Source organism: Enterobacter cloacae complex sp. P40C2 (assembly GCF_014930695.1).
Lineage (GTDB): Bacteria > Pseudomonadota > Gammaproteobacteria > Enterobacterales > Enterobacteriaceae > Enterobacter > Enterobacter pasteurii.
This window is the reverse complement of sequence record NZ_JADBRP010000001.1, coordinates 281,888-305,108: the sequence shown is the minus strand read 5'-3', so window position 1 is coordinate 305,108 and position 23,221 is coordinate 281,888. Positions and strand designations below refer to the sequence as shown.

Annotated in this window: 22 protein-coding genes; 9 read left to right on the top strand and 13 right to left on the bottom strand. The window is 58.4% G+C overall.

Going from position 1 to position 23,221, the window contains the following annotated elements; genetic code table 11:
* Positions 1-97 precede the first annotated feature (97 nt).
* Positions 98-640, top strand: a complete 543-nt coding sequence (gene idi / locus IM304_RS01440; RefSeq protein WP_148418559.1) for an isopentenyl-diphosphate Delta-isomerase — start codon at positions 98-100, stop codon at positions 638-640.
* Positions 641-687: 47 nt separating this feature from the next.
* On the opposite strand, the gene lysS is transcribed toward idi, so the two are convergent.
* From lysS to xerD, 5 genes are all read right to left on the bottom strand, one after another.
* Positions 688-2,205 (bottom strand): lysine--tRNA ligase, encoded by a 1,518-nt coding sequence (gene lysS / locus IM304_RS01435; protein WP_176609543.1) that lies wholly within the window; start codon positions 2,203-2,205, stop codon positions 688-690.
* A 9-nt stretch (positions 2,206-2,214) separates the two neighbouring features.
* Positions 2,215-3,313, bottom strand: a protein-coding gene (gene prfB, locus IM304_RS01430; protein ID WP_096147815.1) for a peptide chain release factor 2 whose coding sequence is annotated in 2 segments (ribosomal slippage) — positions 2,215-3,237 and positions 3,239-3,313 — 1,098 coding nt in all. Because the reading frame shifts where the segments join, the coding sequence is not laid out codon by codon here.
* Between the two features lie 90 nt (positions 3,314-3,403).
* On the bottom strand, positions 3,404-5,137 hold the full coding sequence (recJ, locus tag IM304_RS01425; protein ID WP_193354928.1) for a single-stranded-DNA-specific exonuclease RecJ: 1,734 nt from the start codon (positions 5,135-5,137) through the stop codon (positions 3,404-3,406).
* Positions 5,138-5,142: 5 nt separating this feature from the next.
* Positions 5,143-5,856 (bottom strand): bifunctional protein-disulfide isomerase/oxidoreductase DsbC, encoded by a 714-nt coding sequence (gene dsbC / locus IM304_RS01420; RefSeq protein ID WP_193354929.1) that lies wholly within the window; start codon positions 5,854-5,856, stop codon positions 5,143-5,145.
* A gap of 28 nt (positions 5,857-5,884) precedes the next feature.
* The gene (gene xerD, locus IM304_RS01415) at positions 5,885-6,781 is read right to left on the bottom strand and encodes a site-specific tyrosine recombinase XerD (RefSeq protein ID WP_003863442.1); all 897 of its coding nucleotides are present in this window, start codon (positions 6,779-6,781) and stop codon (positions 5,885-5,887) included.
* A gap of 101 nt (positions 6,782-6,882) precedes the next feature.
* Between xerD and fldB the strand changes: the two genes are divergently transcribed.
* Positions 6,883-7,404, top strand: coding sequence for a flavodoxin FldB (gene fldB / locus IM304_RS01410; RefSeq protein ID WP_148418555.1), 522 nt, complete (start codon positions 6,883-6,885; stop codon positions 7,402-7,404).
* Positions 7,405-7,409: 5 nt separating this feature from the next.
* On the opposite strand, the gene IM304_RS01405 is transcribed toward fldB, so the two are convergent.
* On the bottom strand, positions 7,410-7,820 hold the full coding sequence (locus tag IM304_RS01405; RefSeq protein WP_148418554.1) for a protein YgfX: 411 nt from the start codon (positions 7,818-7,820) through the stop codon (positions 7,410-7,412).
* The gene (gene sdhE, locus IM304_RS01400; protein ID WP_010435322.1) at positions 7,801-8,067 is read right to left on the bottom strand and encodes an FAD assembly factor SdhE; all 267 of its coding nucleotides are present in this window, start codon (positions 8,065-8,067) and stop codon (positions 7,801-7,803) included. The genes IM304_RS01405 and sdhE overlap by 20 nt, the downstream gene beginning before the upstream one ends.
* Before the next feature lie 294 nt (positions 8,068-8,361).
* Between sdhE and ygfZ the strand changes: the two genes are divergently transcribed.
* Positions 8,362-9,342, top strand: coding sequence for a tRNA-modifying protein YgfZ (gene ygfZ, locus IM304_RS01395; protein WP_148418553.1), 981 nt, complete (start codon positions 8,362-8,364; stop codon positions 9,340-9,342).
* A gap of 111 nt (positions 9,343-9,453) precedes the next feature.
* On the opposite strand, the gene IM304_RS01390 is transcribed toward ygfZ, so the two are convergent.
* Complete coding sequence (locus IM304_RS01390) at positions 9,454-10,113, bottom strand: hemolysin III family protein (RefSeq protein ID WP_148418552.1); 660 nt, start codon at positions 10,111-10,113, stop codon at positions 9,454-9,456.
* Between the two features lie 266 nt (positions 10,114-10,379).
* On the opposite strand from IM304_RS01390, the gene IM304_RS01385 reads away from it, so the two are divergent.
* From IM304_RS01385 to IM304_RS01360, 6 genes are all read left to right on the top strand, one after another.
* The gene (locus IM304_RS01385) at positions 10,380-11,111 is read left to right on the top strand and encodes a MurR/RpiR family transcriptional regulator (protein WP_193355065.1); all 732 of its coding nucleotides are present in this window, start codon (positions 10,380-10,382) and stop codon (positions 11,109-11,111) included.
* A 116-nt stretch (positions 11,112-11,227) separates the two neighbouring features.
* On the top strand, positions 11,228-12,661 hold the full coding sequence (bglA, locus tag IM304_RS01380) for a 6-phospho-beta-glucosidase BglA (protein WP_193354930.1): 1,434 nt from the start codon (positions 11,228-11,230) through the stop codon (positions 12,659-12,661).
* A 124-nt stretch (positions 12,662-12,785) separates the two neighbouring features.
* A complete protein-coding gene (locus tag IM304_RS01375; protein WP_193354931.1) occupies positions 12,786-13,145 on the top strand; it encodes a copper resistance protein in 360 nt (119 codons plus the stop codon).
* A 48-nt stretch (positions 13,146-13,193) separates the two neighbouring features.
* A complete protein-coding gene (locus IM304_RS01370; protein ID WP_193354932.1) occupies positions 13,194-15,203 on the top strand; it encodes a protein-disulfide reductase DsbD in 2,010 nt (669 codons plus the stop codon).
* Between the two features lies 1 nt (position 15,204).
* Positions 15,205-15,807, top strand: a complete 603-nt coding sequence (locus IM304_RS01365) for a DsbA family protein (protein WP_193354933.1) — start codon at positions 15,205-15,207, stop codon at positions 15,805-15,807.
* A 28-nt stretch (positions 15,808-15,835) separates the two neighbouring features.
* Positions 15,836-16,297, top strand: a complete 462-nt coding sequence (locus IM304_RS01360) for a protein disulfide oxidoreductase (RefSeq protein WP_370627093.1) — start codon at positions 15,836-15,838, stop codon at positions 16,295-16,297.
* A 2-nt stretch (positions 16,298-16,299) separates the two neighbouring features.
* Here the strand turns inward: IM304_RS01360 and IM304_RS01355 are convergent, their stop codons facing one another.
* From IM304_RS01355 to ubiI, 5 genes are all read right to left on the bottom strand, one after another.
* Entirely contained in the window at positions 16,300-17,043 is a 744-nt protein-coding gene (locus IM304_RS01355) for an SDR family oxidoreductase (protein ID WP_193354934.1), read from the bottom strand.
* Between the two features lie 70 nt (positions 17,044-17,113).
* On the bottom strand, positions 17,114-19,987 hold the full coding sequence (gene gcvP, locus IM304_RS01350) for an aminomethyl-transferring glycine dehydrogenase (RefSeq protein ID WP_193354935.1): 2,874 nt from the start codon (positions 19,985-19,987) through the stop codon (positions 17,114-17,116).
* A gap of 122 nt (positions 19,988-20,109) precedes the next feature.
* Entirely contained in the window at positions 20,110-20,499 is a 390-nt protein-coding gene (gene gcvH / locus IM304_RS01345; protein WP_006811885.1) for a glycine cleavage system protein GcvH, read from the bottom strand.
* A 23-nt stretch (positions 20,500-20,522) separates the two neighbouring features.
* Positions 20,523-21,617, bottom strand: a complete 1,095-nt coding sequence (gene gcvT, locus IM304_RS01340) for a glycine cleavage system aminomethyltransferase GcvT (protein ID WP_193354936.1) — start codon at positions 21,615-21,617, stop codon at positions 20,523-20,525.
* Between the two features lie 397 nt (positions 21,618-22,014).
* Positions 22,015-23,217, bottom strand: a complete 1,203-nt coding sequence (gene ubiI, locus IM304_RS01335; protein ID WP_193354937.1) for an FAD-dependent 2-octaprenylphenol hydroxylase — start codon at positions 23,215-23,217, stop codon at positions 22,015-22,017.
* Positions 23,218-23,221: the final 4 nt, after the last annotated feature.

Here is a 23,221-nt window from a genome sequence, read left to right as displayed (position 1 = left end):
TTTTCCGCTCTGCGGGTCAAACCGTTCGCATAAGAATGCAGTATAATAAACCCGCTGATGGTGCTAAACCATTTGGCATTTTGGCACTGGAGCATCAATGAGTATTCAAGAACACGTTATATTGGTAAATGACCAGGGAAAGGTGATTGGCACTCAGGAGAAATACGCCGCGCATACGTCACACACCCCGCTACACCTGGCCTTCTCTTCATGGCTGTTTAACGCTAACGGGCAATGCCTGATTACCCGGCGCGCCTTAAGTAAAAAAGCGTGGCCCGGCGTGTGGACCAACTCTGTCTGCGGTCATCCGCAGTCGGAAGAACAGACAGAGCAAGCGATAATCCGCCGCTGCCGCTTCGAAGTCGGCGCCGAAATCACGGACATCACCCCCATCGCACCGGAGTTCCGCTACCGGGAAACCGACCCGTCCGGGATCGTTGAAAACGAGCTTTGCCCGGTCTATGCGGCACGCGTCACCGGTCCCCTCACCATCAACAGCGACGAAGTGATGGAGTACCAGTGGGTAGATCTGGACGCGCTGTTCCTCGCCCTGGACGCCACGCCGTGGGCGTTCAGCCCGTGGATGGTACAGGAAGCGAACACCGCGCGCGAAAAGCTCAGGGCCTTCGCGGCGCAATAAAAAAGCCCCGGCGGGAACGCGCGGGGCTTTTTTTACGTCTTAACGGCTTATTTCACCGGACGCATCGCCGGGAACAGGATCACGTCGCGGATGGTGTGGCTGTTGGTAAACAGCATAACCATACGGTCGATACCAATACCCAGGCCAGCCGTCGGCGGCAGGCCGTGTTCCAGTGCGGTTACATAGTCTTCGTCGAAGAACATCGCTTCGTCGTCGCCCGCCGCCTTCGCGTTAACCTGATCCTGGAAGCGCTGCGCCTGATCTTCTGCATCGTTCAGCTCGCTAAAGCCGTTGCCGATTTCGCGGCCACCGATGAAGAATTCGAAGCGATCGGTGATTTCCGGGTTCTCGTCATTGCGACGCGCCAGTGGAGACACTTCAGCCGGATACTCGGTAATGAAGGTCGGCTGAATCAGGTGCGCTTCGGCCACTTCTTCGAAGATCTCGGTTACGATACGGCCCAGACCCCAGCTCTTCTCTACCTTGATACCGATGCTTTCGGCAATGGCTTTTGCAGAGTCGAAGTTATCCAGATCCGCCATGTTGGTTTCCGGACGGTATTTCTTGATCGCTTCGCGCATGGTCAGCTTTTCGAACGGCTTGCCGAAGTCGAACACTTCTTCGCCGTAAGGCACTTTGGTCGTGCCCAGAATGTCCTGTGCCAGCGTACGGAACAGGGATTCGGTCAGCTCGATCAGATCTTTGTAATCCGCATACGCCATATAGAGTTCCATCATGGTGAACTCTGGGTTATGACGCACGGAGATACCTTCGTTACGGAAGTTACGGTTGATTTCAAACACGCGGTCGAAACCACCGACCACCAGACGCTTCAGGTACAGTTCCGGCGCGATACGCAGGTACATGTCCAGGTCCAGGGCGTTGTGATGGGTGATGAACGGACGGGCAGAGGCACCGCCAGGGATCACCTGCATCATCGGGGTTTCCACTTCCATAAAGTCGCGTTTAACCATGAACTGGCGGATACCGGCCATGATCTGGGAGCGAATCTTGAAGGTCTTGCGGGATTCATCGTTAGAGATGAGATCCAGGTAGCGCTGACGATAGCGCGCTTCCTGATCCTGCAGGCCGTGGAACTTGTCCGGCAGCGGGCGCAGGGCTTTGGTCAGCAGACGCAGCTCGGTGCAGTGGATAGACAGTTCACCGGTTTTGGTTTTGAACAGCTTGCCTTTCGCGCCCAGGATATCGCCCAGGTCCCACTTCTTGAACTGCTCGTTGTAGATGCCTTCCGGCAGATCGTCACGGGAGACGTACAGCTGAATACGGCCGCCAACGTCCTGTAAGGTCACAAAGGACGCTTTCCCCATGATACGACGGGTCATCATACGGCCAGCCACGGACACTTCAACGTTCAGCGCTTCCAGCTCTTCGTTCTCTTTACCGTCGAAGTCTGCGTGCAGTTGGTCTGAGGTGTGGTCACGACGAAAATCGTTCGGGAACGGCACGCCCTGCTCGCGCAGCGCTGCCAGCTTCTCGCGGCGGGTTTTCAGTTCGTTGTTAAGATCGACTACCGCGTCAGCGCCCTGTGCTTGTTGTTCAGACATGTTGGTTCCTCATAACCCTGCTTTCAAACTTGCTTCGATAAATTGGTCCAGGCTGCCGTCCAGCACCGCCTGCGTGTTGCGGGTTTCAACCCCGGTACGCAGGTCTTTGATGCGGGAGTCATCAAGGACGTAAGAACGGATCTGGCTGCCCCAGCCAATGTCGGACTTGTTGTCTTCCATCGCCTGTTTCTCAGCATTTTTCTTCTGCATTTCCAGCTCATAAAGCTTCGCTTTCATCTGCTTCATGGCCTGGTCTTTGTTCTTATGCTGGGAACGGTCGTTCTGGCACTGTGTTACCAGCCCGGTTGGAATGTGGGTAATACGCACCGCGGATTCCGTACGGTTAACGTGCTGACCGCCCGCGCCGGATGCGCGGTACACGTCGATGCGCAGATCCGCCGGATTGATGTCGATATCGATATCTTCATCCACTTCCGGGTAGACAAACGCGGAGCTGAAGGAGGTGTGGCGACGGCCGCCGGAGTCGAACGGGCTCTTACGCACCAGGCGGTGAACGCCGGTTTCAGTACGCAGCCAGCCGTAGGCGTAATCGCCAATAATCTTGATGGTGACGGACTTAATGCCTGCCACTTCGCCTTCAGACTCTTCGATAATTTCGGTTTTAAAACCGCGCGCTTCCGCCCAGCGCAGATACATACGCATCAGCATGCTGGCCCAGTCCTGCGCTTCGGTACCGCCAGAACCTGCCTGAATATCGAGATAGCAGTCAGCGCTGTCGTATTCGCCGGAGAACATGCGACGGAATTCCAGCTGCGCCAGCTTCTCTTCCAACACGTCGAGCTCTGCCACGGCTTCGTTAAAGGTTTCTTCGTCGTCAGCTTCGACGGCCAGCTCCAGCAGCCCAGAAACATCTTCCAGACCCTGCGCCATTTGATCCAGCGTATCTACGATGGCTTCGAGGGAGGAACGCTCTTTACCCAGCGCCTGCGCGCGTTCAGGTTCGTTCCAGACGTCCGGCTGTTCCAGCTCGGCGTTTACTTCTTCGAGACGCTCTTTCTTGGCATCGTAGTCAAAGATACCCCCTAAGAACGTCGGAGCGCTCCGTGAGGTCCTGAATGCGGTTTTTTACCGGATTAATTTCAAACATGGTCTGTTTTCTTTTATGAGCTTGTCAAAATGCGGTGATAAGAGCGGGATTGTACCGAATCCACGCCCTTTTTTATAGAGATTACTGACGCTAAATTGGCCAGATATTGTCGATGATGATCTGAAGGGAGCGGTTACCGCGAAACTCGTTAATATCCAGCTTGTAGGCCAGCTCAACCTCACGCACGCCGTTGTCCGGCCAGATGGAGGTGTCAACGTTGAAGGCTATACCGTCGAGCAGCGGACCGCCGCCGACCGGTTCCACCATCACCTTGAGGTGGCGTTCGCCCACGATGCGCTGTTGCAGCAGGCGGAAGCGTCCATCGAAAAGCGGCTCCGGGAACATCTGCCCCCACGGGCCCGCATCGCGCAGCATCTGCGCCACTTCCATGGTCATGTCTGCCGGGGAAAGCGCACCGTCTGAAACCACTTCACCCTGCAACAGCGCCGGATCGATCCACTCGGTGACCAGCTCGCCAAACAGGCGCTGGAAGTCCTCGAACTTTGACTCTTCCAGCGACAGGCCCGCGGCCATCGCGTGGCCGCCGAACTTAATCATCAGGTTCGGGTGCAGCGTGTCGAGACGCTCCAGCGCATCGCGCATGTGCAGCCCCTGAATCGAACGGCCAGATCCTTTCAGCGTGCCATCTCCAGCAGGCGCAAACGCAATCACCGGACGGTGGAAGCGCTCTTTAATGCGCGATGCCAGAATGCCCACCACGCCCTGGTGCCACTCGGGGTGATACATCGCCAGCCCGCCCGGCAGGGTATCGCCGCTGCGCTCCAGCTTTTCGCACAGGGTTAGCGCTTCGGCCTGCATCCCCTGCTCAATTTCTTTACGCGTCTGGTTTAGCGCGTCCAGCTCGCTGGCCAGCACGCGGGCCTCGCCGATGTTGTCGCACAGCAGCAGCGCCACGCCGACGGACATATCGTCCAGCCTTCCGGCAGCGTTCAGCCGCGGCCCGAGGGCAAAGCCCAAATCGCTTGCCGCAAGCTTCAGCGGATCGCGGTTGGAGATTTCCAGCAGCGCCTTGATCCCCGGACGGCACTTGCCCGCCCGAATGCGGCTCAAGCCCTGCCAGGTGAGAATACGGTTATTGGCATCCAGCGGCACAACGTCCGCTACCGTTCCCAGCGCCACCAGATCGAGATACTCCGCGAGGTTCGGAACGGCAATCCCGCGCGATTCAAACCAGCCCTTGTCGCGCAGCAGCGTGCGTAACGCCAGCATCAGATAAAACGCCACCCCTACTCCGGCAAGCGATTTCGACGGGAAATCGCAGTCGCGCAGGTTCGGGTTAATAATCGCTTCGGCGGCAGGCAGGGTGTCCCCCGGCAGATGGTGATCGGTGACCAGTACCGGGATCCCCAACCGATGGGCATGATCGACCCCGGCATGAGACGAGATCCCGTTATCCACGGTCATGATCATCTGCGCGCCACGGGCGTGGGCCTGATCGACCACTTCCGGGCTGAGGCCGTAGCCATCTTCGAAGCGGTTCGGTACCAGATAGGTCACGTTATCGCAGCCCAGCGCCCGCAGGCTGAGCACGCTCAGCGCGGTGCTGGTTGCGCCGTCCGCATCAAAATCGCCCACCACAACAATGCGCGTCCCTTCACGGAACGCGTTGTAGAGCATTTCCGCGGCGTTTTCGATGCCGGACAGCTGCTGCCAGGGCAGCATGCCTTTGACGCTGCGCTCAAGATCGCTTGCCGTACGCACGCCGCGGCTGGCATACAGCCGCTTTAACAGCAGCGGAAGATCGTCAGGTAAATCAGCGGTGTCACCCGCATCACGGCGGCGCAGTTTTATCGGGGCTTTCACGCGAATTATTTACCACCCATCTGTTTCTGGTGCTCGTCGAGGAACGCTTTCATCTCTTTTGGCCCCTGATAGCCCGGCACCACGTAGCCGTTGCTCAGTACGATTGCAGGGGTACCGGTTACGCCAAACTGCACGCCCAGCGCGTAGTGGTTGGCGATGTCGATGTCGCAGGACGCAGGCTTCACGCCTTTGCCGTTCATCGCATCATCAAATGCCTTGTTGCGGTCTTTCGCACACCAGATCGCCTTCATATCCTGCTCCGGCTGGCTCTGCACGCCGGCGCGCGGGAAGGCCAGGTAACGCACGGTAATGCCCAGCGCGTTGTAGTCTTTCATCTCTTCATGCAGCTTGTGGCAGTAGCCGCAGGTGATGTCGGTGAAGACGGTAATAACGTGCTTTTCCTGCGCCGCTTTGTAGACAATCATCTCTTTTTCGAGCGCGTTCAGGTTTTTCATCAGCAGCTGGTTGGTGACGTTCACCGGCTGCGCGCCGCTCACGTCGTACATCGGCCCCTGAATGATGTGCTTACCGTCTTCGGTCACGTACAGCACGCCGCTGTTGGTCAGGACGGTTTTCATACCGGCCACCGGTGCAGGCTGAATATCGCTGCTGGTAACGCCGAGCTTGGTCAGCGACTGTTTGATGGCGGCATCATCCGCATGGGCCAAACCGGTAACCGAAGCTGCCAGCAGGGTGAACAGCGCAAAAGTCTTTTTCATATATGATCCTGTAACAATTCGTCGGCACTCACGCGCGAGGGTGGTGCTGTTGGTGTAGCTGCCGCAGGCGTTCCGTCGCGACATGGGTGTAAATCTGCGTCGTTGAAAGATCGCTGTGTCCAAGGAGCATCTGCACCACGCGTAAATCAGCGCCGTGGTTTAGCAGATGCGTCGCGAAGGCGTGACGCAAAACGTGCGGCGACAGCTTCTCGCTGTCTATACCCGCCAGTGTGGCGTAATGTTTAATGCGATGCCAGAAGGTTTGTCGCGTCATCTGCTGCGCGCGCTGGCTCGGGAACAATACATCGATGGAGACGCCGTTCAGCAGCCACGGACGCCCGTGCTCCAGATACGTCTCCAGCCAGTAGACCGCCTCTTCGCCGAGCGGCACCAGCCGTTCTTTATTTCCTTTACCGATGACGCGCACCACGCCCTGACGCAGGCTGATATCGCTCATCGTCAGGCCCACCAGCTCAGAAACGCGCAAGCCCGTGGCATACAATAGTTCAAGCATGGCTTTATCGCGTAACTCCAGCGGAAGGTCAACCGCGGGCGACTGTAATAATCTCTCAACTTGTGCTTCGCTGAGATCTTTTGGCAACCGCTGCGGCAGCTTGGGCGAGGCCAGCAGCGCGCTCGGGTCGTCCGCGCGGATTTTCTCGCGGTAAAGGTGCTGGAACAGGCGGCGCATGGCGCTCAGCAGACGCGCGGAGCTGGTGGCTTTATAGCCCCCTTCCATGCGCTCGGCCAGTAACCCTTGCAGGTCATCGCTTTGCGCGCTTTCAAGCGTCAGCCCCCGATGCGCCAGCCACTCCACCAGCAGGGTAAGATCCCGCCGATAGGCGCTGAGCGTATTTTCAGCGAGGTTTTTCTCCAGCCACAGCGCGTCGAGAAACTGTTCGATGAGTGCGAGATCCTTTTCCACATCAGCCCCTTTGAGTCTGCAATCCGGCCATTATGCCTGATTGCCATCGGTTTCTGGTACACTACGCGCAAAGTCATAGCAAGAATTGAGATTGTTACGCGATGAATATTGGTCTGTTCTATGGTTCCAGCACCTGCTACACCGAAATGGCGGCGGAGAAAATTCGCGACATCATTGGCCCGGAACTGGTGACGTTGCATAACCTGAAAGATGACGCGGTCGCGCTGATGGAACAGTACGATGTGCTGATCCTTGGCATCCCCACCTGGGACTTCGGAGAGATACAGGAAGACTGGGAAGCTATCTGGGATCGGCTCGATTCCGTCAATTTTGACGGCAAAATCATCGCGATGTACGGCATGGGCGACCAGCTGGGCTACGGTGAATGGTTCCTCGACGCGCTCGGCATGCTGCATGACAAGCTGGCGCCCAAAGGCGCGACGTTTATCGGCTACTGGCCAACAGAAGGCTACGAGTTCACCAGTAAAAAACCGATAATTGCCGACGGCCAGCTGTTTGTCGGGCTCGCGCTGGATGAGACCAACCAGTACGACCTCAGCGACGAACGCCTGCAAGCCTGGTGCGAACAGATTCTGGGCGAGATGGCCGAGCAGTTCAGCTAACGCGCTTACTCCTGCGTCGGCTGCTGCATCATCAGCCGGCGCAGATCGCGCCACTCCGCGGCATCCATACTGTCTGCCGCCAGCCACAGGTGCTGACGACGACCGCCCTCAACCCGGCGCAACCGCAGCATCATCCCGGCGTTAAGCATCCATGGTGCACCGATAATCTCCCACTCTTTTCCCTGCCAGCGCAGGCGAGAATCCATCAGCAGCTTAATTTCACCCTGGCGGGCATTAATCCGACGCTGGCTGCGCACGCTGTCAAACACCACAAACGACAGCAACAGCAACCACAAAGGGGTGTAGCTAAGCGGCCACGGCATTAATAACACCAGCGCCGCGACCAGACCGTGGAGCAGTAACGACATCCACTGTGAGCGCCACGAGACGCGAAGATCAGATTGCCACAGGACCACGTTCCCGATTCCGTGTTTGAATTAATTGCACCATCCGTTGCAACTCGGTGTCGGCGGGCTTGCCGTGATTCATAAGCCAGTTGAATAAATCCGGATCGTCAGACTCAAGCAGGCGGACAAACAGGCGCTTATCGTCATCGCTTAAGCTGTCATACTCATACTCGAAGAAGGGCATGATGGAGATATCAAGTTCACGCATGCCGCGACGGCACGCCCAGTGAATACGGGCCTTGTTGTTAATATCCATGTTCTGTTTCCTGCATTACGTTTGGCACAGTCGGTATCCCGTTCGGTATTCATTATTGCTCTTCGGGAACACCTGCTAGTGTAACGCGTTTTAGACCGTTTCTTTACTGGAATATTGCGAACCTCGTACAGGCTTCCAGAATAATCCCTCTAAAGACAGCGGATTACACTATTTTGCGTAGCGCCACGCATAACCAGGTAATGGCACGAATGGCCTGCTGAAAGCGCTTGCAATGAATACAGTCTCTTTTACCATTAGGTATTATCAAAGCGTTAAGCAATTCAGGACAACACTATGGCATTTACACCATTTTCTCCTCGCCAGCCCGCCGCCTCTGCGCGTCTGCCGCTGACGCTGATTACTCTTGATGACTGGGCACTGGCAACGCTGAGCGGTGCGGACGGTGAAAAATACCTGCAAGGCCAGGTCACGGCGGACGTGGCGCAGCTGACTGAACACCAGCACCTGCTTGCCGCACACTGCGATCCAAAAGGCAAAATGTGGAGCAACCTGCGTCTGTTCCGCCGCCAGGACGGGTTCGCCTTTATTGAGCGCCGGAGCCTGCGTGACGCTCAGCTTAAGGAGCTGAAAAAATACGCCGTCTTTTCTAAGGTCAGCATCGAGCCGGACGATGAACACGTTCTGCTGGGCGTCGCGGGCTTCCAGGCGCGCGCAGCGCTGAAAAACCTGTTTGCCGAGCTGCCGGATGCACAAAAACAGCTGGTTAGCGAAGGGGCAACTTCCATTTTGTGGTTCGAACACCCGGCGGAGCGCTTCCTGCTGGTAACGGACGTGGCTACCGCAGAACGCATCACCGACGCCCTGCGCGGCGAAGCACAGCTCAACAACAGCCAGCAGTGGCTGGCGCTGAACATCGAAGCGGGTCTGCCGGTGATTGACGCGGCAAACAGCGCACAGTTTATTCCGCAGGCAACCAACATTCAGGCGCTGGGCGGCATCAGCTTTAAGAAAGGCTGCTACACCGGTCAGGAAATGGTGGCGCGTGCGAAATTCCGCGGAGCGAACAAACGCGCCCTGTGGACCCTGGCGGGACACGCCAGCCGCGTGCCGGAAGCGGGCGAAGATCTCGAAATGAAAATGGGCGAAAACTGGCGCCGTACCGGCACCGTGCTAGCCGCCGTGCAGCTGGACGACGGGCGCCTGCTGGTTCAGGTTGTTATGAATAATGATATGGAGCCCGACACCGTGTTCCGCGTGCGGGATGATGCGAACACGCTGAGCATCCAGCCGCTGCCGTATTCACTGGAAGATTAAGCATTTATGCCGGGTGGCGGCTTCGCCCTACCCGGCCTGCGGTTCTGGAATCCCCCCTCTCCCGGTGGGAGAGGGCCGGGTTCAGGGCATCAGACCACACCTTGCCAAAAACTACACCTGCCCCACATACAGATAAATGGCCAGGAAGTGGCACACGCTGCCCCCCAATACAAAGCCGTGCCAGATGGCATGATTGTAAGGGATGCGCTTGCAGACGTAGAAAATGACGCCCAGCGAGTAGACCACGCCGCCCACCGCCAGAAGGGTTACCCCTCCCACCGCAAGCTTAATAGCCAACTGATACACCACAATCAGCGACAGCCAGCCCATCGTCAGATAGGTGACCAGCGACAGCACCTTAAACCGGTGGGCGATGGTCAGCTTAAACAGGATCCCCAGCAGCGCCAGGCTCCAGATCACAATCATCAGGCCACGCGACAGCGGTGAGTTTAACCCCACCAGCAAAAACGGCGTGTAGGTCCCTGCAATAAGAAGATAGATAGCGCAGTGGTCAAATTTTTTGAGCCATGTCTTCGCCCGTTGATGCGGAATAGCGTGATACAGCGTCGAGGCCAGGAAAAGCAGGATCATACTCCCGCCATACAGGCTGTAGCTGGCGATCGCCATCGCGCTGGCGTTGGTGTCCGCTGCCTGTACCAGCAGCAGCACCAGGCCGACAATCCCAAAAACCAGGCCAATGCCGTGGCTAATACTGTTGGCTACTTCCTCAGCCAGTGAATATCCCTGTGCGATTAATGGTTTGCTCACCATACTTAACTCCGGGAAAACTAAAGATGATTATTCATCGCCAGTCTATGCTAACTGAGAATGATTCCAGTGAACACCTGTTAGCTAAAATAAATACGCGTTAATAATTTACCGCTATAAATCATAGACATAAAAACAGAATCCGCCGCACAGATGTATATATTTTTATTAATATCAGCGTAATCAAGGAGATAAAACCATCTTCCCGCTTAAGGGGGCATGGTATGATTGATCAATAGTGTCCGACAGCGAGTGTAGCCATTGTGAGCATCTTCTCCCATTCCGCCATTGCCAGCCTCAACAACCTGGAAATGCTGGTCTACAACTACGTCATTAAGAACCGCGACAAGGTGATGTACATGACCATCCGTGAGCTGGCGGATGCGGCTGGCGTCTCCACCACTACCGTCCTGCGCTTCTGTCGTAAGCTCAACTGCGAAGGCTATTCGGAATTTCGGGTGCGCTTTAAGCTCTATCTGGAGCAGAACGAGCCGCAGCAGGCGAATTTTGGCGCCAGCGAAATTATCAGTTTCTTTAAAAGCGTGAATAACGAAGAGTTCGATGCCCTGTTAGATGAGGCTGTTGATATTATCTTATCATCTGAGCGAATTATCATTGTCGGCGCGGGCACATCCGGCTCGCTGGCAAAATATGGCGCACGTTTCTTTTCTAATATCGGGAAATTCAGCAACCATATCGACGACCCTTATTTCCCGGTCACCAACGACATGGCTAAAAATGCGCTGGCGATTGTGCTCTCCGTCTCCGGTGAAACCGAGGAGATCCTGCGCTTTGCCAGCCAGTTCAGCCTTCACCGCTGCAAGGTGCTCTCCATTACCAGCCACGAACACTCCCGTCTCGCGAAGCTGGCAGACTTTAATCTCTCCTGGCACGTGCCGCAAACGCGAATTGGCGGCGTCTACGATATCACCACGCAAATTCCCGTCATCTATATTCTGGAATCATTAGGGCGGAAACTGGCGAAGAAATTAACGGAATAAAACACCCTGTTTTTTTGATGTGACAAATTACAATTTGCGCGAATTGTTATATCGTGACATTTAATTCCGCTTTGCTAGACTCGAAATCAATAAGTCCTTAATTGAGAATAGCAAAGATGAAAAAACTGACCTTACCAAAAGATTTTTTATGGGGCGGCGCGGTGGCGGCGCACCAGGTTGAAGGCGGCTGGAATAAAGGCGGCAAAGGGCCAAGCATCTGCGACGTGCTCACCGGCGGGGCCCACGGCGTCCCGCGTGAAATCACTCAGGACGTGATTGAAGGCAAATATTACCCGAACCACGAGGCCGTGGACTTTTACGGCCATTACAAAGAAGACATTAAGCTGTTTGCCGAGATGGGCTTCAAATGCTTCCGTACCTCCATTGCCTGGACGCGCATCTTCCCGAAAGGAGATGAAGCTCAGCCAAACGAAGAGGGGCTGAAGTTTTACGACGACATGTTCGATGAACTGCTGAAGTACAACATCGAGCCGGTGATCACCCTCTCCCATTTTGAAATGCCGCTGCATCTCGTTCAGGAATACGGCGGATGGACCAACCGTAAGGTGGTCGATTTCTTCGTGCGCTTCTCGGAAGTGGTGTTTGAGCGCTACAAAAATAAGGTCAAATACTGGATGACCTTCAACGAAATCAATAACCAGCGCAACTGGCGCGCGCCGCTGTTCGGCTACTGCTGCTCCGGCGTGGTGTATACCGAACACGACAACCCCGAAGAGACCATGTACCAGGTGCTGCACCACCAGTTCGTGGCCAGCGCGCTGGCGGTGAAGGCCGCACGCCGCATCAACCCGGAGATGAAGGTTGGCTGCATGCTGGCGATGGTGGCGCTCTATCCTTACTCCTGCAAGCCAGAAGACGTCATGTTTGCTCAGGAATCCATGCGCGAGCGCTACGTCTTTACCGACGTGCAGCTGCGCGGCTACTACCCGTCTTACGTGCTGAACGAGTGGGAGCGCCGTGGGTTCTCCATCAGGATGGAAGCGGGAGATGAACAGATCCTGCGTGAAGGCACTTGCGACTACTTAGGTTTCAGCTACTACATGACCAACGCGGTGAAAGCGGAAGGCGGCACCGGTGACGCCATTTCCGGCTTCGAAGGCAGCGTGCCGAATCCGCACGTGAAGGCGTCCGACTGGGGCTGGCAGATTGACCCGGTGGGCCTGCGCTATTCGCTGTGCGAGCTGTACGAGCGTTACCAGAAGCCGCTGTTTATCGTCGAAAATGGTTTCGGTGCCTACGACAACGTGGAAGAGGACGGCAGCATCAACGATGACTACCGCATCGACTACCTGCGCGCCCACGTGGAAGAGATGATGAAGGCCGTGACCTGGGACGGCGTGGATCTGATGGGCTATACCCCGTGGGGCTGCATTGACTGCGTCTCCTTCACCACCGGCCAGTACAGCAAGCGCTACGGCTTTATCTACGTTAACAAGCACGACGACGGCACCGGCGACATGTCCCGCTCCCGTAAGAAAAGCTTTGAGTGGTACAAAACCGTGATTGCCAGCAACGGCGAAACGCTGTAACGGCTCGCCCTCTCTGCCAGCGGAGAGGGCAAACCGCTTATCATCCAGACACTTCTTTACAGCTTTAGCGTTGCCAAAATATGTTCGCCCGATAATATAGGCGTCCTGAATATTAGAGGCGAACATGATCAAGCGACAACGCAACGCTATCCTGCTGGTAGCCCTGGCCTGTCTGGTAGTGCTGATATGCACCGCCCAGCGGATGGCCGGGATGCACGCGCTCGTCATGAATGTCACCGCCTCAGCTCAGACTGTTCAGCAGGGCCAGGAGAGCGCCGACGCGCCGGTTACGCCGTGTGAGCTCAGCGCCAAGTCGCTGATGGCGGTCCCGCCAATCCTGTTTGAAGGTGCCCTGTTTGCCGTTACCCTGCTGCTGGCGTTGCTGGCAGCGAACCCGCCGCGCCGCGAGCGGCTGTGGCCTCCCCGCGTTATTTCCCCGCCCCGATTACGGGTGCATCTGCGATTATGCGTCTTCCGTGAGTGAGGATCGGCCTGTCATTTCAGGTTAATTCATCATTTACGGAGATAATTTATGTTTACTGTATTCAGGCGACTGCTGGTCTGCCTGCTCTGGCTATGGCTGCCCCTCAGCCAGGCCGCCGACAGCGGCTGGCTGCGCGCCGCCGATAATCAGCACGCCAGCGTCAGGCTGCGTGCGCAATCCGAAAGCGCTGGCGAAACCCGCCTGCTGCTGGACGTCGCCCTGCAAAAAGGCTGGAAGACCTACTGGCGCTCGCCGGGAGAAGGCGGCGTCGCACCCGCGATCGCCTGGCATCAGCCTGTGGACGCAGCCTGGCGCTGGCCCACCCCGCAGCGTTTCGACGTGGCGGGTATAACCACGCAGGGCTATCACGGCGACGTGAGCTTTCCCATCACCCTGCGCGGCGAGATCCCCCAAACCTTAAGCGGCGTGCTGACGCTATCTACCTGTAGCAACGTCTGCATTCTGACTGACTACCCGTTTTCGCTGGACATGACCGCGCCCGCAGGAGCCGGTTTTGATTACGACTTCAGCCGGGCAATGGGCACCCTTCCGCTCAGCGGCGGGTTGACGTCAGCGCTCAGCGCCAGCTACGCCCCCGGCAAACTGACCGTAACGGCACAACGTGACGCAGGCTGGCAGGAGCCGTCGCTGTTTATCGACGGCATGGACGATGTGGATTTCGGCAAGCCCACCCTCGCCGTGCGCGGTCATTCGCTGGTGGCCACCGTGCCCGTGACGGATAGCTGGGGCGAGGACGCGCCCAGCCTCAGCGGCAAAACCCTGTCGCTGGTTCTCGCCGATAGCGGGCAGGCGCAGGAGTCCAGCCTGAGCATTCAGCCGGGCAACGCCGCGCCGGCGTTCTCGCTGGGCTGGGTGCTGCTGATGGCGCTGGCCGGCGGTCTGATCCTCAACGTCATGCCCTGCGTATTGCCCGTGCTGGCCATGAAGCTGGGCACGCTGATGCAAACCGAGCAGCAGGCCCGCGTTCAGGTGCGCCGCCAGTTTCTTGCCTCAGTCGCCGGGATCGTTATCTCGTTCCTCGCGCTGGCGCTGATGATGACGGTATTACGGCTGGGCAATCAGGCGCTTGGCTGGGGGATCCAGTTCCAGAACCCGTGGTTCATTGCCGCAATGGCGCTGGTGATGGTGCTATTCAGCGCCAGCCTGCTGGGATTATTTGAAATTCGTCTCCCTTCCGGCACCAGCACGTTCCTCGCCACGCGCGGCGGGAACGGCCTGGCTGGCCATTTCTGGCAAGGCGCGTTCGCTACGCTGCTGGCGACGCCCTGCACCGCACCGTTCCTCGGCACTGCGGTATCGGTCGCGCTGGCGGCGCCGCTTCCCCTGCTGTGGGGGATCTTCCTGGCAATGGGGATCGGCATGAGCCTGCCGTGGCTGCTGGTTGCCGCCTGGCCGGGGCTGGCCCGGAAGCTGCCGCGACCGGGACGCTGGATGAACGTCGTGCGAATGGCGCTCGGCCTGATGATGCTTGGCTCATCGCTGTGGCTGCTGAGCCTGCTGACGGTGCACATTGGCACCGTGCCCGTTATCACGCTGGGCGTACTCCTGATCCTCGCTCTGCTGCTGGTCACCGCCTGGCGCTACCGCTGGCAAACGGCCCTGCGCGCCGGGGCATTCGCCATCGCGGTGGCCGGAGCGGTCGCGTTTGTTTCCGGCTCCGGCAGCGAGGGTTCCCGCCGCGATCGTATTAACTGGCAGCCGCTCAGCGAGCAGGCCATAGCCCGCGCGCTGGCGGAGAATAAGCGGGTATTTATTGACGTCACCGCCGACTGGTGCGTGACCTGTAAAGCCAATAAATACAACGTGCTGCTGCGCGACGACGTGCAGGATGCGCTATCCGCCCCGGACGTTGTCGCCCTGCGCGGCGACTGGAGCCGCCCCTCCGACACCATCAGCCAGTTCTTAACCACGCGCGGCAGCGCCGCCGTGCCGTTTAACCAGATTTACGGACCAGGGCTGCCGCAGGGCCACGTGCTGCCTCCGCTGTTAAGCCGCGAAGCGGTGCTTACCACCCTGTCCGATGCGAAAGGAAAATAACATGCGCACATTCATCGCCTTACTGCTGCTCTCTTTATCGACGTTCAGTTTTGCCGCGCCGGCAGAGGGTTCTTCCGATGACCAGCTGGCAGCGCTGCTGTTCAGCGATCCGGCCAGCCCGCGAACGGGCGCGACATCGCCGAAGCTCACCATCGTCTCCTTCACGGACTACAACTGCCCTTACTGCAAGCAGTTCGACCCGATGCTGGAGAAAATCGTGCACGAGAATCCCGACGTGCAGCTCATCATCAAACTGCTGCCGTTCAAGGGGCAAAGCTCGGTGAATGCCGCTAAAGCCGCGCTTTCGACGTGGCAGCAGGCGCCGGATAAATTCTGGGCGCTGCACCAGCGGCTGATGATGAAAAAAGGCTACCACGATGACGCCAGCATCGCCGCCGCGCGGGATAAAACCGGAACGGACGGCATTAAAACGGATGATAAAACCATGGACAGCTTAAAGATGAACCTGATCCTGTCTCAGGTGCTGAATATTCAGGGCACCCCGGCAACCATCATCGGTGACCAGATGGTCGCGGGCGCCATTCCTTATGACGATCTGGAGGGGCTGGTCAAAGAACAGCTGGCAAAAGCCCGTGGCGGGTAAATTCCCGCGCCTGGTGCGCGAGCTGGCGATGTGGTTGCTGATTGGCGTAGCCGTGAGCCTGGCGGTGGACTATTTCCGCCAGCCCGCGCTGCCGCAGAATTTCGCGTCAACCACGCTGCAAACCCTCGACGGTCAGCCTGTCGATCTTATCGCCATGAGCGAGGAGCGCCCGCTGCTGGTTTACGTCTGGGCGACGTGGTGCGGCGTCTGCCGCTACACCACGCCGTCGGTAGCGGCGCTTGCCGCAGACGGGGGCAACGTGATGTCGGTTGCACTGCGCTCGGGCGATAACGCTACGCTCGAACGGTGGCTGAGGAAGAAGAAGCTGACGATGCCCACGGTTAACGACGCCAGCGGGGAACTGGCGCGCCAGTGGGACGTTCAGGTAACGCCCACGCTGGTGACGATTTCTCACGGTGAGGTGAAGTCAATCACCACCGGCTGGACCAGCGGCTGGGGAATGCGCCTGCGGCTGTGGCTGGCGTCGTAGCCTTATTTGCCGCCAGCCAGCTCGAGGAAGCTGCCGGTGACATAGGAGGCGCTGTCGCTCAGCAGCCAGACGATGGCCTGGGCGACCTCCTCCGGCTGACCGCCGCGCTGCATGGGCAGCAGTGACTTCACCCGATCCACACGCCCCGGCTCGCCGCCGGAGGCGTGAATATCGGTGTAAATCAGGCCAGGCCGCACGCAGTTAACGCGAATGCCCTGCGCCGCCACCTCCAGCGCCAGGCCGGTCGTCAGAGAGTCTACCGCCCCCTTGGAGGCGGCATAATCCACATATTCACCCGGCGCGCCCAGCCTGGACGCCGCCGACGAGACGTTCACAATCGCCCCTCCCTGGCCGCCGTGCTTATGCGACATGCGCTTTACCGCCTCGCGACAGCAGAGAAAATAGCCGGTGACGTTAGTGGCCAGCACGCGGTTAATACGTTCAGCGGTGAGGTTTTCAACGGTGGACTGTTCAAACAAAATCCCGGCGTTATTCACCAGCGCGACAAGCGGCTCACCTTCGCGGTCGATGCTGTCGAACATCGCCATCACCTGCGCTTCGTCGCTGATGTCCGCGCGCACGGAAAAGGCCTTTCCGCCCGCCTCCACGATGTGATTAATCACCTCATTCGCGGCCCTGATGTTGTGGTGAAAATTCACCGCGACGGTGTAGCCTTCGCGCGCCAGCTGTAGCGCGGTGGCTTTACCAATGCCCCGGCTGGCGCCGGTGACCAGTGCAATTGCCATTCTCTTCTCCCAATAAAAAAGCCGGGCGGCGGCATCGCCTTGCCCGGCCTGGAGTATTACACCATTCCGGTTACTGGTATTCGCTCATCGGCACGCAGGAGCAGAACAGGTTACGGTCGCCGTACACGTCATCAAGACGCTTCACGGTCGGCCAGTATTTGTTTGCCACGCCCGCCGGGAAGACGGCCAGCTCGCGGGTGTAGCCGTGGCTCCACTCTGCCACCAGTTCGTTCTGGGTATGCGGCGCGTTAACCAGCGGGTTATCTTCCAGCGTCCACTCCCCGCCCTTCACGCGGTCGATTTCGCTGCGGATCGCCAGCATCGCGTCGATGAAGCGGTCCAGCTCCACCTTGCTTTCAGACTCGGTCGGCTCAACCATCAGCGTACCCGCAACCGGGAAGGACATGGTTGGCGCGTGGAAGCCGTAGTCGATGAGACGCTTGGCAATATCCAGCTCGCTGATGCCCGTCTCTTCTTTCAGAGGACGAATATCAAGGATACATTCGTGCGCCACGCGACCGTCGCGGCCGGTGTAGAGCACCGGATAAGCGTCCTTCAGACGCGTTGCGATGTAGTTGGCGTTGAGGATCGCCACCTGGCTGGCCTGCTTCAGCCCTTCCGCGCCCATCATGCGGATGTACATCCAGCTGATTGGCAGAATAGAGGCGCTGCCGAACGGTGCCGCAGAGACCGCGCCCTGACGAGTCAGCATGCCTTCGATCTGCACCACGCTGTGGCCCGGCACAAACGGAGCCAGGTGCGCTTTCACGCCGATTGGCCCCATACCCGGGCCGCCGCCGCCGTGCGGAATACAGAACGTTTTATGCAGGTTCAGGTGCGACACGTCCGCGCCGATAAAGCCCGGCGAGGTGATGCCCACCTGGGCGTTCATGTTCGCGCCGTCGAGGTAAACCTGGCCGCCGAACTGATGCACTACTTCGCACACTTCACGGATGGTCTCTTCGTACACGCCGTGGGTGGACGGGTAGGTAACCATGATGCAGGAGAGCTTCTCACCCGCCTGTTCCGCTTTCGCGCGCAGGTCGGCGAGATCGATGTTGCCGTTTTTATCGCAGGCCACGACCACCACTTCCATTCCCGCCATCTGCGCAGAGGCCGGGTTGGTGCCGTGGGCGGAGCTTGGGATCAGGCAGATATCGCGGTGGCCCTCGTTGCGGCTTTCGTGATAGTGACGGATCGCCAGCAGGCCCGCATATTCACCCTGCGCGCCGGAGTTCGGCTGCATGCAGAGGGCGTCGTAACCGGTCAGCTTCACCAGCCAGTCGGACAGCTGGTTGATCATCATGTGATAACCTTCCGCCTGCTCGGCCGGGCAGAACGGGTGCAGCTCGGAGAATTCAGGCCAGGTAATGGGGATCATCTCCGCCGCGGCGTTCAGCTTCATGGTGCAGGATCCCAGCGGGATCATCGCCTGGTTCAGCGCCAGATCCTTGCGCTCCAGAGAGTGCATATAGCGCATCATCTCGGTTTCGCTGTGGTAGCGGTTGAACACCGGGTGGGTCAGGATCGCGTCAACACGCAGCATGCTCCCCTGAATGGAGCGGCTGTCGTGCGCCACCTCTTTGTCCAGCGCGTCAACGTCCAGACCGTGCGCATCACCCAGCAGTACGTCAAACAGCGTCGCGATATCGTCGCGAGTCGTGGATTCATCAAGGGTGATCCCCACCGCATGATGGATGTCGCTGCGCAGGTTGATTCGCGCTGCATCAGCGCGCGCCAGCACGGCCGCCTTGTCCGCCACGTCAACGCAAAGGGTGTCGAAGTAGTGCTCATGACGCAGCTTAAGGCCTTTCTGCTTCAGGCCGCAGGCCAGAATATCGGCCAGACGGTGGATGCGGCCGGCAATGCGTTTCAGCCCGGCCGGACCGTGGAACACCGCGTACAGGCTGGCGATGTTTGCCAGCAGCACCTGCGAGGTACAGATATTGGAGTTCGCTTTCTCGCGGCGGATATGCTGCTCGCGGGTCTGCATCGCCATGCGCAGCGCGGTGTTGCCGGCGGCATCTTTCGATACGCCGATAATGCGCCCCGGCATGGAGCGTTTAAATTCATCTTTTGCGCCAAAGAAGGCCGCGTGCGGGCCGCCGTAGCCCATCGGCACGCCGAAGCGCTGCGCAGAGCCGAAGACGATATCCGCCCCTTGCTTGCCCGGTGCCGTCAGCAGCACCAGCGCCATAAAGTCAGCGGCGACGCTCACCACCACCTTGCGGGATTTGAGCTCAGCAATCAGCGCGCTGTAGTCATGCACTTCACCGGTCGTGCCCACCTGCTGTAACAGCACGCCGAAAACGTCCTGGTGATCCAGCACTTTGTCAGCGTCGTCGACGATCACGTCAAAACCGAAGGTTTCCGCACGGGTACGCACCACGTCCAGCGTTTGCGGATGCACGTCCGCCGCCACGAAGAAGCGGTTGGCGTTTTTCAGCTTGCTCACGCGCTTCGCCATCGCCATCGCTTCGGCGGCGGCGGTCGCTTCATCCAGCAGAGAGGCAGAGGCGATATCCATACCGGTCAGATCCAGCGTCACCTGCTGGAAGTTCAGCAGCGCCTCCAGGCGGCCCTGGGACACTTCTGGCTGATACGGGGTATAAGCGGTGTACCAGCCCGGATTTTCCAGCATGTTACGCAGGATCACCGGCGGTAACTGCACGTTGGTGTAGCCCATGCCAATATAAGACTTATAGCGCTTGTTAAGGCCGGCAATGGCCTTCAGCTCCGCCAGCGCGGCGAACTCCGTGGTGGACTCGCCCACCTGCGGCGGCGTGGCAAGCTGGATGTCTTTTGGCACGATCTGGCCGATCAGTGCGTTTAATGAATCCGCGCCAACTGTCTTCAGCATCTCCTGCTGTTGCTGAGCATCCGGCCCAATGTGACGTTCAATGAAGGCGCCACGGTTTTCAAGCTGGCTTAAAGTCTGTGTCATGAGCGATGGTTCCTGAAACGTGCAGTGAATTTAAGTTCCCTCTCCCTTTGGGAGAGGGTTAGGGTGAGAGGAAGATGGGCACCCTCACCCCTGCCCTCTCCCGAAGGGAGAGGGATAATGGCTTACTCGTCTTCTAACAGGGCTTCGTACGCGGTCGCATCCAGCAGCGCGGCAACCTGCGCTTCGTCGCTGGCTTTGATCTTAAAGATCCAGCCGCCTTCATACGGCTCGCTGTTCACCAGCTCCGGGGAGTCGCTCAGCGCGTCGTTTACGGCAACAATTTCACCGCTGACGGGAGCATAGATATCAGATGCCGCTTTAACGGACTCAGCCACCGCGCAGTCGTCGCCTGCGCTCACGGTTGCGCCCACTTCCGGCAGGTCAACAAACACCATATCGCCCAGCAGCTCCTGCGCGTGCTCGGTGATCCCAACGGTGTAGGTGCCGTCCGCCTCTTTGCGCAGCCACTCGTGTTCTTTGCTGTATTTCAGTTCTGCTGGCACATTGCTCATTGAAGTTCTCCTGATAAAAATAGTTAGGCGACCGGCTTACCGGCGCGAACAAAAATCGGTTTGGTCACGTTGACCGGCATTTCACGGTTGCGGATCTGCACCACCGCCGTTTCACCAATACCCGCCGGCACGCGTGCCAGGGCAATACTGTAGCCGAGCGTCGGGGAGAAGGTTCCGCTGGTGATCGTGCCTTCACGATGGTTACCGTCGGCATCGGTGAAGCGCACCGGCAGTTCGCCGCGCAGCACGCCTTTTTCCTTCATCACCAGGCCAACCAGCTGTTCAGTGCCCTTTTCACGCTGCATCTCCAGCGCTTCCCGGCCAATAAAGTCACGGTCAGCCGGCTCCCACGCGATGGTCCAGCCCATGTTGGCCGCCAGCGGAGAGACGCCCTCGTCCATCTCCTGACCGTAGAGGTTCATACCGGCTTCCAGACGCAGCGTATCGCGCGCCCCCAGGCCCGCAGGCTTGACGCCCGCCTCCACCAGCGCGCGCCAGAAATCAGCGGCTTTTTCATTTGGCATGGCAATTTCATAGCCCGCTTCACCGGTGTACCCGGTGGTGGCAATAAACAGAACGCCCGCCTGCACGCCGAAGAACGGCTTCATGCCTTCGGTGGCCTTACGCTGCTCGTCGTTAAACAGGGAGGCGGCTTTCGCCTGGGCGTTCGGCCCCTGCACGGCAATCAGCGACAGGTCATCACGTACGGTGATGTCGATGGCGTAAGGTTCAGCGTGTTGGGCGATCCAGGAGAGGTCTTTTTCGCGGGTGGCGGAGTTGACAACGAGGCGGAAGAAATCTTCTGTGAAGTAATAGACGATGAGGTCATCAATCACGCCGCCCGAGGCATTGAGCATGCCGGTATAAAGCGCTTTGCCCGGCGTCTTCAGTTTGGCGACATCGTTTGCCAGCAGATAACGCAAAAACTCCCGGGTGCGGCTTCCGCGCAGGTCGACAATCGTCATGTGGGACACGTCGAACATACCGGCATCGGTGCGCACCGCGTGATGCTCATCAATTTGCGAGCCGTAGTGCAGCGGCATCATCCAGCCGTGGAAGTCCACCATGCGGGCGCCGCATAACACGTGCTGTTCGTACAAAGGAGTCTGTTGAGCCATCTTTTCCTCGTTGAAAAATTCACCGTGAAACCCGGTGTCGGCCTCGCCATCCGGAGCCGACGCAAACGTTCTCTTTTACCTGAACTTACCACCGAAACCGGCGGTTAACCATAAGGTAAAGCGGGTCATCACATTAGCTTATGACCAAAAAACGCAGGAAAGCCTACAGAGTTATCGACTGGCAAAATGCGACTAAACCCGCATAAAATTAACATTCTTCTTACAGGATTTAGCAGATGGTGATATTTCGTGCGGAAAAACGGCCAGAATTTCCGTAACATAAAAATAGTAAGATTAGATTTTCTAATGCGAAAAATGAGGTGAAATTAGATTATTTCAAACGAGGATATTCACCCGGCGCGGAGGCCGGGAAAATAAAGTGTGACGGGGGTCAATACTATCGTAGCCAGTCGGGCAGATCGTTAAGGCCCATTGCCTGACGAAGAAGCTGTGGCTTGACGCCCGGAAGGGTATCAGCAAGTTTCAGACCGATATCGCGCAGCAGTTTTTTCGCCGGGTTCGCGCCGGCAAACAGCTCGCGGAAGCCCTGCATGCCCGCCAGCATCATCGCCGCGCTGTGCTTGCGGCTGCGCTCGTAGCGGCGCAGATAAAGATGCTGACCAATGTCTTTACCTTCACGATGCAGACGACGCAGCTCGTCAACCAGCTCAGCCGCGTCCATGAAGCCGAGGTTAACCCCCTGCCCGGCCAGCGGGTGAATGGTATGCGCCGCATCGCCCACCAGGGCCAGACGGTGCGCCGCAAACTGACGCGCGTAGCGGCCGGTTAACGGGAACACCTGACGCTCGCTTTCAAGCGTGCACAGGCCCAGACGGTTATCAAAGGCCACGCACAGCGCCTGGCTGAACGCCTCCGGCGTCGCCTCCTGCATCTGCTGCGCTTTTTCCGGCACCAGAGACCAGACGATGGAGCACAGATGCGGATCGGCAAGCGGCAGGAAGGCCAGAATACCGTCGTTGTGGAAAATCTGGCGCGCGATGCCGCCGTGCGGCTCTTCGGTGCGGATCGTGGCAACCATCGCGTGATGGCGGTAATCCCAGAAGGTCAGCGGAATATCCGCTTTGTTACGCAGCCAGGAATTTGCGCCGTCGGCCCCCACCACCAGACGCGCGGTCAGCATGTCGCCGCTTTCCAGCGTCAGAAACGCGTCGTTTTCGCCCCATGCCACCTGCTGAAGCGTGGCGGGAGCGATAAGGGTGACGTCGCTGCACTGCTGCGCTTTGCGCCACAGCGCGTGGTGGATCACCGCGTTCTCGACGATGTGCCCAAGGTGGCTATAGCCCATGCTTTCATCGTCAAACGCGATGCGGCCAAAGCTGTCTTTGTCCCACACTTCCATGCCGTGATAGCAGCTGGCGCGCTGCGCCACGATCTCAGACCAGACGCCGAGGTGCGTCAGTAACTTTTCGCTGGCCGCATTGATCGCCGAGACGCGCAGCTCCGGCGGTGCATCCTGCGCCACGGGCTGCGGCGCTTTTTGCTCAAGCACGGCCACGCGCAGGCCGCTGCCCTGTAAGCCACAGGCCAGCGCCAGTCCTACCATTCCGCCGCCAACAATGGCGACATCAACATTTTGCACGATG

Coding starts and splice junctions, on each gene's coding strand:
- gcvT (WP_193354936.1), bottom strand. CDS start 21,617: ATGGCTCAACAGACTCCTTTGTACGAACAGCACGTGTTATGCGGCGCC.
- gcvP (WP_193354935.1), bottom strand. CDS start 19,987: ATGACACAGACTTTAAGCCAGCTTGAAAACCGTGGCGCCTTCATTGAA.
- IM304_RS01360 (WP_370627093.1), top strand. CDS start 15,836: ATGTGGTTGCTGATTGGCGTAGCCGTGAGCCTGGCGGTGGACTATTTC.
- sdhE (WP_010435322.1), bottom strand. CDS start 8,067: ATGGATATTAACAACAAGGCCCGTATTCACTGGGCGTGCCGTCGCGGC.
- fldB (WP_148418555.1), top strand. CDS start 6,883: ATGAATATTGGTCTGTTCTATGGTTCCAGCACCTGCTACACCGAAATG.
- IM304_RS01355 (WP_193354934.1), bottom strand. CDS start 17,043: ATGGCAATTGCACTGGTCACCGGCGCCAGCCGGGGCATTGGTAAAGCC.
- IM304_RS01370 (WP_193354932.1), top strand. CDS start 13,194: ATGTTTACTGTATTCAGGCGACTGCTGGTCTGCCTGCTCTGGCTATGG.
- bglA (WP_193354930.1), top strand. CDS start 11,228: ATGAAAAAACTGACCTTACCAAAAGATTTTTTATGGGGCGGCGCGGTG.
- dsbC (WP_193354929.1), bottom strand. CDS start 5,856: ATGAAAAAGACTTTTGCGCTGTTCACCCTGCTGGCAGCTTCGGTTACC.
- ygfZ (WP_148418553.1), top strand. CDS start 8,362: ATGGCATTTACACCATTTTCTCCTCGCCAGCCCGCCGCCTCTGCGCGT.
- gcvH (WP_006811885.1), bottom strand. CDS start 20,499: ATGAGCAATGTGCCAGCAGAACTGAAATACAGCAAAGAACACGAGTGG.
- IM304_RS01375 (WP_193354931.1), top strand. CDS start 12,786: ATGATCAAGCGACAACGCAACGCTATCCTGCTGGTAGCCCTGGCCTGT.
- IM304_RS01365 (WP_193354933.1), top strand. CDS start 15,205: ATGCGCACATTCATCGCCTTACTGCTGCTCTCTTTATCGACGTTCAGT.
- IM304_RS01390 (WP_148418552.1), bottom strand. CDS start 10,113: ATGGTGAGCAAACCATTAATCGCACAGGGATATTCACTGGCTGAGGAA.
- idi (WP_148418559.1), top strand. CDS start 98: ATGAGTATTCAAGAACACGTTATATTGGTAAATGACCAGGGAAAGGTG.
- lysS (WP_176609543.1), bottom strand. CDS start 2,205: ATGTCTGAACAACAAGCACAGGGCGCTGACGCGGTAGTCGATCTTAAC.